Origin of the sequence: Dyadobacter sp. (genome assembly GCF_039919315.1) — a bacterium.
In the GTDB taxonomy this organism is placed as follows: domain Bacteria; phylum Bacteroidota; class Bacteroidia; order Cytophagales; family Spirosomataceae; genus Dyadobacter.
In genome coordinates this window covers 91,986-102,743 of the sequence record NZ_JBDSFX010000039.1, presented here as the reverse complement: position 1 = coordinate 102,743, position 10,758 = coordinate 91,986, and the positions used below count along the sequence as shown (strand labels likewise).

7 protein-coding genes are annotated in these 10,758 nt (G+C 45.6%); 4 read left to right on the top strand and 3 right to left on the bottom strand.

Annotated features, from left to right (window positions below; all coding sequences use genetic code 11):
* On the bottom strand, positions 1-2,266 hold a 2,266-nt coding region (gene uvrA / locus ABIO93_RS11305), incomplete at its 3' end, for an excinuclease ABC subunit UvrA (RefSeq protein WP_348067584.1).
* 329 nt (positions 2,267-2,595) lie between these two features.
* On the opposite strand from uvrA, the gene ABIO93_RS11300 reads away from it, so the two are divergent.
* From ABIO93_RS11300 to ABIO93_RS11290, 3 genes are all read left to right on the top strand, one after another.
* Positions 2,596-5,856, top strand: coding sequence for a TonB-dependent receptor (locus tag ABIO93_RS11300; protein ID WP_348067582.1), 3,261 nt, complete (start codon positions 2,596-2,598; stop codon positions 5,854-5,856).
* A 34-nt stretch (positions 5,857-5,890) separates the two neighbouring features.
* Entirely contained in the window at positions 5,891-7,654 is a 1,764-nt protein-coding gene (locus tag ABIO93_RS11295; RefSeq protein WP_348067580.1) for a RagB/SusD family nutrient uptake outer membrane protein, read from the top strand.
* Between the two features lie 115 nt (positions 7,655-7,769).
* Positions 7,770-7,934, top strand: a complete 165-nt coding sequence (locus tag ABIO93_RS11290) for a hypothetical protein (protein ID WP_348067578.1) — start codon at positions 7,770-7,772, stop codon at positions 7,932-7,934.
* Here ABIO93_RS11290 and ABIO93_RS11285 read toward each other — a convergent pair whose 3' ends face one another.
* Together ABIO93_RS11285 and ABIO93_RS11280 are read right to left on the bottom strand one after the other, a co-directional pair.
* Positions 7,935-8,543 (bottom strand): YigZ family protein, encoded by a 609-nt coding sequence (locus ABIO93_RS11285; protein WP_348067576.1) that lies wholly within the window; start codon positions 8,541-8,543, stop codon positions 7,935-7,937.
* Entirely contained in the window at positions 8,533-9,783 is a 1,251-nt protein-coding gene (locus ABIO93_RS11280; protein ID WP_348067574.1) for an MFS transporter, read from the bottom strand. Before ABIO93_RS11280 ends, ABIO93_RS11285 begins: the two co-directional genes overlap by 11 nt.
* A gap of 25 nt (positions 9,784-9,808) precedes the next feature.
* Between ABIO93_RS11280 and corA the strand changes: the two genes are divergently transcribed.
* Complete coding sequence (corA, locus tag ABIO93_RS11275) at positions 9,809-10,753, top strand: magnesium/cobalt transporter CorA (RefSeq protein WP_348067572.1); 945 nt, start codon at positions 9,809-9,811, stop codon at positions 10,751-10,753.
* Positions 10,754-10,758: the final 5 nt, after the last annotated feature.

The window sequence follows — 10,758 nt, the reverse complement described above, 5'->3', positions numbered from 1 at the left end:
CAGCGCCTTCACAATCCTCGCAACGGCCGCCTTTGACATTAAAAGAAAAACGTCCTGGTTTGTAGCCCCTGATTTTAGCTTCCGGAAGTTCTGCAAAAAGGCTACGAATGTCTGTAAACAGGTTGGTATAAGTTGCCGGGTTAGAACGTGGCGTCCTGCCGATCGGCGACTGATCTACTTCAATAACCTTGTCAATATGCTCTAATCCTTCAATGGACTTATAAGGTAGCGGCTCCCTTCTGGATTTATAAAAATGATGGTTCAATAACGGAAAGAGCGTTTCGTGGATCAGTGAAGATTTCCCACTTCCACTCACGCCCGTGACACAAATCATCGTCCCCAGCGGGAATGACATATTTACGTTTTTAAGGTTGTGTCCCGTACAGCCTTTCAGACTAATGCCATTTCCATTGCCTTTTCTACGTTTTTTGGGTATTTCAATGGTCTGCCGTCCACTCAGATACTCGGCTGTTAACGATCCGTTTTTCAGAAATTCTTCCGGCGTTCCTGCTCCCACGACATTACCGCCGTGACGTCCCGCTCCCGGTCCAATGTCCAGAATGTAGTCCGAAGCAAGCATCATATCCTTGTCGTGCTCCACCACCAAAACGGTGTTGCCAAGGTCACGCAGGCTTTTGAGCGAGTTGATCAACCGTACATTGTCTCTCTGATGCAAGCCAATGCTTGGCTCATCCATAATGTAAAGTACGCCGGTGAGCTGTGTCCCAATCTGCGTCGCCAACCTTATCCGCTGTGCTTCTCCACCCGAAAGTGTTCGAAGTGAACGGTTAAGTGTCAGGTAATCAAGACCTACATCCAATAAAAACCCCACTCTTTTGCGAATTTCTTTGAGTACCTCATGTCCGATCACACGCTGGCGTTCTTCCAGTCTGTCTTCCAGGTTCACCAGCCAGTCAGCCAGTTCTCGAACATCGCTGTTTGAGAGTTCGGCAATGTCCTTTCCGTCAATTCTGAAATGGAGCGATTCCTTGCGGAGACGCTTTCCATTACATTCAGGACAGGTTTGGGTGACCATAAAGTCTTTCAGCCAATCCTGAATTTTATCATTACCCGATTCTTGCTGACGTTTCAAAAAGTTGATGATACCGTCAAACTTGGTTTCCCATTCCGTACCAGGGTATTTTTTAGAAGGTACCGGAACAGCATCCTCGCTACCGTACAGTACCAGCTTGATCGCGTCCTCCGGAAACTTGTCCAAAGGAGTAACCAGTGTTATTTTAAATGGTTTAAGAAGTACTTCGAGCTGTTTGAAAATCCACGCCTCCCGGTATTCACCCATGGGCGCGATGCCGCCACGGGTAATGCTGAGGGATTTATCCGGCATAATGGAATCTTCCGTAATTTCCTCGATCACACCCAGGCCCTGGCACGTCGGGCACCAGCCGTAAGGCGAGTTAAAAGAGAATGCATTGGGTGCCGGATCATCGTAGCTGATACCCGACTCCGGGTCCATCAGATTTTGGGAAAAATAGAACGTTTCTCCTTTATCGTCCAGCACCATTAACGCACCTTTACCCTGCTTAATGGCCGTTGCAACCGATTGACTGAGCCGGTAGCGTGACTGTGCGTCATCCTCTTCCTTCTTTGGAACAACCCGATCAATTACAATTTCAATATCATGGACCTTATATCGGTCTAATTGCATTTTTGGGGTAATATCCAGTACCTCCCCATCCACCCGCACTTTCGTATAACCAAGCCGTGCTATTTGTACAAATAATTCGCGATAGTGACCCTTACGTCCTTTGACAGCCGGAGCCAGCAATACGATTTTGCGGCCCAGGAACTGAGTTTGTAACTGGTTGATAATCTGATCTTGAGACTGTTTGATCATTCGTCTTCCGGTAACATAGGAGTAGGCTTCACCCGCTCTTGCGTACAGTAAGCGTAGAAAATCGTAGATCTCTGTTACCGTACCAACCGTTGAGCGCGGGTTACGGGAAGTGGTTTTTTGTTCAATGCTAATCACTGGCGACAGCCCGCTGATCTTGTCCACGTCGGGCCTTTCCATTTCACCGATAAAGCCACGTGCGTACGAGGAAAAGCTTTCCATGTACCTACGCTGGCCCTCGGCATATATCGTATCAAATGCCAGTGACGATTTGCCGCTCCCGCTGATTCCGGTAACTACAACCAGCTTATTCCTCGGAATGTTGACATCAATATTTTTAAGATTATGCTCGCGGGCACCCTGAACTTCGATCAGGTCCTGATCCGCGATTTCTAAGCCATTTAAGTATTCCAAAATATCAGCAATGTTTTGTGTGCGCCTTCCGGCAGAAAAAGCATATTACTGAATAACCACAAAAAAGCCTTCAGAGTTGCAATTATTTTTCACAATATACAGAGCTGCGTATAGTCCTATCGGATTGTTTGTTTTCAAGTTTTGGTCCAGTATGCAAACGATTGCATAGTTATACTATTCCAAGAATAAATTTTAAGTAACCGTTGGTACATTAATATTAATTATAAAAATATCACCAATCACTATATTCTATTGTCGTCCCAATTTCTATATTTGACTTTATATTGATAATTTTTAATACTTTTTTAACCATCTAACTCCCTATTTGTATGAAACAAAATTTACGAGTCTTTTTGACTTCCGTAACCCTATTGGTGTGGGCAGTGCTATATTCCGGCACCACTTACGCGCAGGAAAGACAGGTTACCGGCAAGGTCTCATCTGCCGCAGATGGAGCGGGGATCCCCGGTGTCAACGTGCAATTGAGAGGCACAAACACAGGAACAGTTACCGATGCAGACGGCCGTTACTCTATCGAGGCGAAAGGTGCTGATGCCGCGCTTGTATTTTCATCCATTGGTTATATAAAACAAGAAATCGTAATCGGTGCAAAATCTGTCATCGACATTACATTAGCCGATGATATCAAGAGCTTGACCGAAGTCGTTGTGACCGGATATGCTTCTCAGCGTAAACAGGATATTACAGGGGCTGTTACGGTAATCAGTCCGAAAGAGCTTACCGCAGTACCATCTGCGAGTGTTACCCAAATGCTACAGGGACGTGCTGCCGGTGTAACCGTCGGAAATGATAACTCTCCCGGTGGAGGTACCATGGTTCGTATCCGTGGTTTTGGATCTATTAACAACAACAGCCCACTTTACGTCATTGACGGAGTACCTACTCAGGGAACTCTGAACCAGCTTAACCCGAATGATATTGAGTCGATGCAGGTATTGAAAGATGCGTCTGCGGCTTCTATTTACGGTGCGCGCGCTGCAAATGGTGTTGTGATCATCACTACCAAAAAAGGTAAACCAGGTGAGCCAAGCATTACATTCGACTTCTACACAGGTACTCAGAGACCTGGCAAAATGCTGAACCTGTTGAATACTAAAGAACTAGGTGAGTATTTGTATCAGTCTGACCTTGGAGCGGGTAAAAGCCCATCTGTGACTTCTCCATCAGTTCAATATAAATTTGGACCCAACGGTGAGCAGACTGTTGCGGATTATATCTATCCAAACGTCTACGGTGAGCTTCCTTCGAACTACACTTACACGAATGACATTGCTGATCCAAATCTTGGTAAAACAGCATTCAACATTACAAAAGCGAACAAAGAAGGTACTGACTGGCAGGATGTCATTTTTGACCCGGCACCGATTTCCAACTATCAGATTGGCGCGACAGGTGGTTCAAAATCTGCTAAGTATGCTATCTCGGCTAACCATTTCAAGCAAGACGGTATTTTGAGATATACCAAATACAAGAGATATTCTGTTCGTGCTAACACTGAATTTACCAAAGGAAAAATCACAGTAGGGGAAAACCTGACATTTTCATATGATGAAAGACAGGGTATCACTAACAATGACGAAAGTAACCCGATTATGTTTGCGATCCGGGTTCACCCAATCATTCCTGTGTTTGATATCACCGGCGGTCCTGCTGAATTGGGTGGAACCAACACATCCCCGTACAATGGCTTTGCAGGAAGCCGCGGTAGTAACCTTGGAAATGCGCCTAACCCGCTTGCGCGTTTGTATCGTGAGAAAGACAACATTACCAGAGGTACGCACGTATTCGGTAACATGTTCGCTTCTATCGACATCTTACCAGGTCTGACAGGCCGTACCAGCTTCGGTCTTGAATACAACCAGACGAACCGTTCTGAATATTTCCACAGAGATATCGAGGCTGCTGAGGCTAGAAATGCAAACAGCATGAACGTGATCAATAACCTTGACCGCTCTATCACCTGGTTCAACACCTTGAACTATTCGAAAATTTTTGGAGCTCATAACCTGAACGTTTTGGTAGGAACGGAAGCTGTTAAAACTTACTCGGCAGGCTTCCAGGCCAGCAGAAGCGGTTTTGCGTTTGATGACCTTGACTACCGTTACCTGGATGCAGGTTCGGCGGCAGGTTTGGCTAATGCCGGTGGAGGAGCAACAAGAAGTGCTTTGTTCTCTCAATTTGGTAAAATCAACTACGGTTTCAAAGACCTCTTCCTGGCTGACTTTACATTACGTCGCGACGGGTCCTCCCGTTTCTCGGAAGCCAACCGTTACGGTATCTTCCCTGCATTCTCGGTGGGCCTTCGGATGACAGAGCTAAGCTTCATGAAGCCGACCAAAAAATTCATAGACGATTTGAAACTGCGCTTTGGATGGGGTAAAACTGGTAACCAGCTGATACCGAACGTTTACAACGCATATACGCTCTACGCGCCGGATCCACAAAACAATGCTTACGATATCAACGGTACCGGAACTTCTATCGTTGGTGGATTTGACCTTGTGCAATTTGGTAATGCCAATGGTAAATGGGAAACCAATACTTCTACCAACATAGGTCTTGACGCGGTGTTGCTGAACAACAAACTTGAATTTGTTCTTGACGTTTACAATCGTAAGACAACCGATATGTTGACTCAGATCGCTATTCCAAGAACTGCGGGTACAGGTACAATTCCTTACACTAACATTGGAGAGGTTACTAACAAAGGTTTTGATATTGGTCTGAATTTCCGCGACAGAAAAGGAGACTTCTATTATACAGTGGGTGTGAACTTTGGCCACTATAAAAACGAAGTGGTTAAGCTGAACAATGACCCCAATGCCACGATTTTTGGATTTGCAACACGTCTTCCTGCCATGTCCGCTTCAAAAGCAGGTTCCCCGATCGGAAGCTACTATGGCTACTTTGTTGATGGTGTGATTAAAGACAAGGCGGAAGCGGATGCAGCTCCTAAATTTGGTTCTTACACACGTGAAGGTGTTTTCAAATTCAGGGACGTCAATGGTGACGGTATCATTACCGCGGCCGACAGAACGATCATCGGAAGCCCTCACCCGGATTTCAACTACGGTGTGAACTTGAATGTTGGCTACAAAGCATTCGATCTGACCGTGTTTGGACAAGGCGTACAAGGAAACGAGATCTTCAACTACACGAGGTACTGGACAGATTTCAACGTATTCCAGGGTAACAGGTCTAAGGATATGCTTTACAACTCTTGGAAAAAACCAGGTGATGATGCAAAACTGCCAAGACTTAACTCAGGTGATGCGACCAGCCAGCAGGTATCTTCTTACTTCCTGGAAGACGGTTCTTACTTCCGGATTAAAAACATCCAGCTGACTTACACGTTGCCTTCAGCGCTTCTGAAAAAAGTAAAGATCGCTTCGGCGCAAGTTTATGTACAAGGACAAAACCTGTTCACATTCACCAAATACACCGGTCTTGATCCGGATATCAACCTGAGAAGGTCTGGTAATGACAATGAGGACAAACACTTGGGTGTGGATGAAGGCGCTTACCCTGTCTCCAAATCATACCTTGTTGGCTTACGTTTTGGTTTCTAATCCTTTGACATTCACGAAATTTCATATTATAACAATGAAAAAAATAACCTTAATAATCGTCTTAATTGGCCTGAGCTTTTCGTGCTCCGACAGCTTTTTCGATCTAAAACCACAGGGACGTGCTTCTTTGGAACAATTGAGTAATAAAAACGGCGTCAACGCATTGTTGATCGGCGCTTACTCACTTGTGGATGGAGTAGGGTCCGGGAATACAGGTCGTCAGTCGACAGTTTCAAATTATGTTTTCGGTGGTATTGCCAGCGATGATGCAGTAAAAGGAACAGATGCCGGTGACCAGCCAGAGCAATCTTTCATCGAGCAGTACAACTGGCTTTCGGATAACACTTATTTCCTTGGCAAATGGTGGCATCAGTATGACGGTGTCGCAAGATGCAATGAAGTGATCCAGATCGTTAATGGTGAGCTGGTAAAAGATATGACCGAAGCTGAAAAAACTCAGGTAATAGCCGAGGCACGTTTTCTGAGAGGTTTCTTCCATTTCGAAGCTAAAAAGATGTGGAACAAAATTCCCTACATTGACGAAAAGGTGTATGTAGCTGCTGATCCTAATTCAACCAAAGTTCCTAATACCGAGGATATCTGGCCTAAAATCGAAGCTGATTTCAAATTTGCTGCGGACAACTTGCCTGTTACTCAGGCTCAAAAAGGAAGAGCTTCGCAATGGGCTGCAAAATCGTTCCTGGCGAAATCATTCCTGTTTGAGAAGAAATGGGCGGAAGCTAAGGCATTGCTGGACGACGTGGTAAAGAATTCAGGTAAAAAACTTGTTGCCAACTACCACGACAATTACAGAACGACCGGAAACAACAACACGGAATCTATTTTCGAAGTACAGTTTTCAGTAAATGACGGTACAAACGGTAACAATGGTAATGCTGGTGACAACCTCAACTGGCCATATTCTGCGGGCGCTCCCGGACGTGGATGCTGCGGTTTTTACCAGGCTTCTCACAACCTTGTGAATGCATTCAAAACAGAAAACGGGCTGCCGATGATCGGTACAGCTGCTGACGGAACGCTGGATACTTACAATAAAGTGGATCTTCCAAACGATCAGGGCATTGTAAGTTCTGCTGCATTTACATTAGACAAAACAGTACCTGTTGACCCACGTCTTGACTGGACAGTTGGACGCCGCGGCGTTAACTTCCTGGATTGGGGCCCAATGCCGGGTTCTTCCTGGATCCGTGATCAGGTGTATGCAGGTCCGTTTACCGGTAAAAAATGGATGTACTACCTGGCTGAGGAAAACAGTACTACCCACTCTACCAGCAAAAGGAACGTGAACAACAACTTCCGCATGATCAAATTGTCACATGTCTTATTATGGCTGGCGGAATGCGAAGTAGAACTTGGAAACCTGGCTGCGGCCGAAGGATATGTCAACCAGATCCGGAACCGCGCTAAAACCGGATCGGTTCAGGATGCTTCTGTGACTTACAAAGTAGAGCCTTATCCGGCTGGTACTTTTGCAGGCAAAGGTGCAGATTACGCTCGGAATGCCGTACGTATGGAGCAAAGACTTGAATTTGCAATGGAAGGTCACCGTTTCTTCGACCTGGTTCGCTGGGGAATCGCAGAAAAAGTGCTTAACAAATATGCTTTGGAAGAAGCGGTACCTGGAAAAGAACCATCAGGACGTACATTCAGCAAGAGAGGTTATATGGCTGGTAAAACATTTACTGCCAAAAACCTTTACTTCCCGCTTCCTCAGGATGAAATTCTGAACAGCCAGCTGGACGGAAAGCCAACATTGACCCAGAATCCTGGATATTAATTTAGTGTGGATTTTCAATCCAAACTAAATTTCAAAAAAACCGGTCCTCGTGGCCGGTTTTTTTGTGCATTGTCTTACAATAAATACTTTTGATGAAATATTAAATCTATCCATCATGAAGCTGACAAACGAAAGTGATTACGAAAAAGCATCAGAACGAGCTGATGAAATATATGGTGCGAAGAAAGGTACGCCGGAAGAAAAGGAATTGCAGGAGCTACTGAAAGCGATCAAGGACTACGACGACGATTTTATCAGGATGCTGAAAGATAATGAATGATCAGCTTTGGAGGCTTACTACCAGCCCCTCCACCTTCTCGCACCGGTCGATGAACCGCTCGGTAAGCGTGGTGCGGACTTCCACATTCATTTGACATTCCATTTCAAAAACTTGCTCCGAAACAGGCAGCTCCATTTCTTTAACGATCCGCATCACGTCATTCATCTGAATATAGGAAAACGAAAGGTTGTAAACGCTAAAAAAGTGGCGGGTTACGATCTCGGCATTTTCCAGCGCACCTTCCGTCGCGAGCTTATAGGCATTGATCAGCCCAGGCACGCCCAGCAGCGTACCTCCGAAATATCGCACCACTACTACCAGGATATTGGTGACGTTCTTAGAGTATAATGTATTCAAAATCGGTCTTCCCGCAGTACCTGAGGGCTCCCCGTCATCACTCATGCGATAACTCATTCTGTCAGTCCCCAACCGGTATGCATAGCAATGATGAACCGCTTTGGGATGAAGTTCGCGGAGCTCCGTCAGATAGATTTTGGCATCATTATCACTGAAAATCGGGAATGCAAATGACAAAAATCTGCTTCCTTTATCTTTAAACAGGCCTTCCGTAGCAGCGGTAATGGTTTGGTAAGTATCTTCAAATAACACGGGAGCGGCGTCTTTTAAATTGATATAGTATTACAACATAGACCAACCCGGCCAACGCAAAGCCTGCCATGCAATAGAATACGTTTTCCAGATTATGCCGCTGGTTTGCAAAAATCGCTGCCGACAAAAATGCCCCGAGCCCGATACCCGCTTCAAGGGATATGAACATAGTCGCTATTGCGCGACCTCTGTTATCGTCCCGGCTCAAATCGACCGTCCACGCGGAAAGTACCGGCGAGAGTATCCCCATCGCAACCCCAAAAAATGCAGCACCGGTTAAAAATAAACTCACTGAATTGGCATAGCCGGTAATCATCATCGCAATGATCAAAATACCACATCCGACAATCGTGACCGGCATACGTCCATGCTTATCAGAGATTTTTCCCGCAAAAAGACGTACCAAAATGGAGAAAATCGTGAAGACCATAAAGTAGTACCCCTTATTTTGCAGACCCAGGTAATCACTAAAATCAGGCGTTACAGTGGCAACGGCCCCGAAGCCAAAATAGCACAAAAAAGTGATCAGTGCAGGGCTGAATACGTCGGGCTCAAATACATCGCGCCAAGTGATCTGGAAAGATTTGACCGAAAGTTTCTGCTTTTCCTTTAGCGTTTCTTTCATGTTCAAGAGAATCGCAATAGAAAGGAATGCAAAAAGTGAGGAGGTGTAAAAGAGCGCATTCAGCGAAAATGCCATGCTGATCATGCTACCTACTGCTGGTCCAAATGCAGAACCTACTCCCATACACATTCCATGAATCCCCATCGCTTCTCCTCTGCGATTGGCTGGAACGATGTCGGCCACATAAGCAGCTGTTCCGGTCGGTTTGAACCCTGTGGAAAATCCGTGAACGAGCCGCAAAAGCAAAAAAGGCATTACCGTCGTGAATATAGGGTACAAAAACCCGCAGATGAAGCAAACGATCGACCCAAAAGCCATAACAGGCACCCTGCCCACCCTATCGGTCAACCTGCCGCTGAATGGTCTTGACAAACCGGCGGTTAATGTAAATAATCCAATGATAGCACCTTTGTATTCAGCCCCTCCCATGGACGAAAGGTAACCCGGTAGTTCGGGTATGAGCATGTTAAAGCTGGAAGAAAAGAGGAACGAGCTGAGGCCCAGCAACCAGAATTGCGTCGTGAAGATCCCAGGAGAAGCAGTATTTCGCATCACGCAAAAATACGATTTACTTCCTAGTAATGCAGAAAATTCTCCTGAGCGGCTTTCCTGCATCACCCTTTTTTCCCACCTTTAAAAAATGGTACGTATATTTTTCAAAGAAGGGCGGCTGATCAAACGCGAAAATGACATTCGCGAATTAGGTAAAGTTAAAAACCTTGTCTGGGTGGATCTGCAGTCGCCAACAGCCGAGGAAGAGGAATGGGTGGAGAACAAATGTAACATCAGTTTTCAAACGCCGCAGGAGATTGTGGAGATTGAAAGCAGCTCCCGCTTTTTTGAACAAAACGAGACCATTAACGCGAACTCTAACTTTTTGAAGATAGATCGTGACGGTTACGAAACATACCCGGTCTCTTTCATACTTCATCAAAATGTCCTGTTTACCTATCGCCGTGGCGATTCAAAAACGTTTGCTGACACGGTTAAAAAGATGAAGGTCAGCCCGGAAGGTATACAAGGCGGAGTGGATTTTATGCTGCTGCTGCTCGAAACACGCATTGAGGCAGACGCTGACTCTCTGGAAGGCATTTCCAGGGATATTTCGGCGATCAGTAAAGACCTTACGCACGAGCAAAAAGCGAGACAGGAAGTATTGATCCGAATCAGTGGACTGCAGGAAATCACGATGATGCTGCGCGAAACGAGCATTGATAAGCAGCGCGTCCTCTCAGGTATATTAAGAAGCCAGTATTTTCCTGAGGACAGGAAAGAACATTTGAGGATCATTCTCAAAGATATCAGCTCGCTGCTGGAGTACACCACCTTCAATTTTGAACGGCTGGAATACCTTCAGAATACGTTCATGGGTTTGATCAATCTGGAACAAAGCCAGGTTATCAAGATATTCACGGTGGTAACGATCATTTTTATGCCACCCACACTCATCGCCGGTATTTTCGGAATGAATTACAATCATATCCCTTCGACTGGTGAGCCTTGGGGATTCTGGGTTTCACTTTTATTAATGATCCTCTCTTCGCTCGTGGTACTGTGGTTTTTTAGGAGAAAAAAATGGATTTGAAAGCT

What these genes read in the sequence shown, in the direction of transcription:
- ABIO93_RS11280 (WP_348067574.1), bottom strand. Translation starts at nt 9,783, where the DNA reads ATGCAGGAAAGCCGCTCAGGAGAATTTTCTGCATTACTAGGAAGTAAA.
- ABIO93_RS11290 (WP_348067578.1), top strand. Translation starts at nt 7,770, where the DNA reads ATGAAGCTGACAAACGAAAGTGATTACGAAAAAGCATCAGAACGAGCT.
- corA (WP_348067572.1), top strand. Translation starts at nt 9,809, where the DNA reads ATGGTACGTATATTTTTCAAAGAAGGGCGGCTGATCAAACGCGAAAAT.
- ABIO93_RS11295 (WP_348067580.1), top strand. Translation starts at nt 5,891, where the DNA reads ATGAAAAAAATAACCTTAATAATCGTCTTAATTGGCCTGAGCTTTTCG.
- ABIO93_RS11300 (WP_348067582.1), top strand. Translation starts at nt 2,596, where the DNA reads ATGAAACAAAATTTACGAGTCTTTTTGACTTCCGTAACCCTATTGGTG.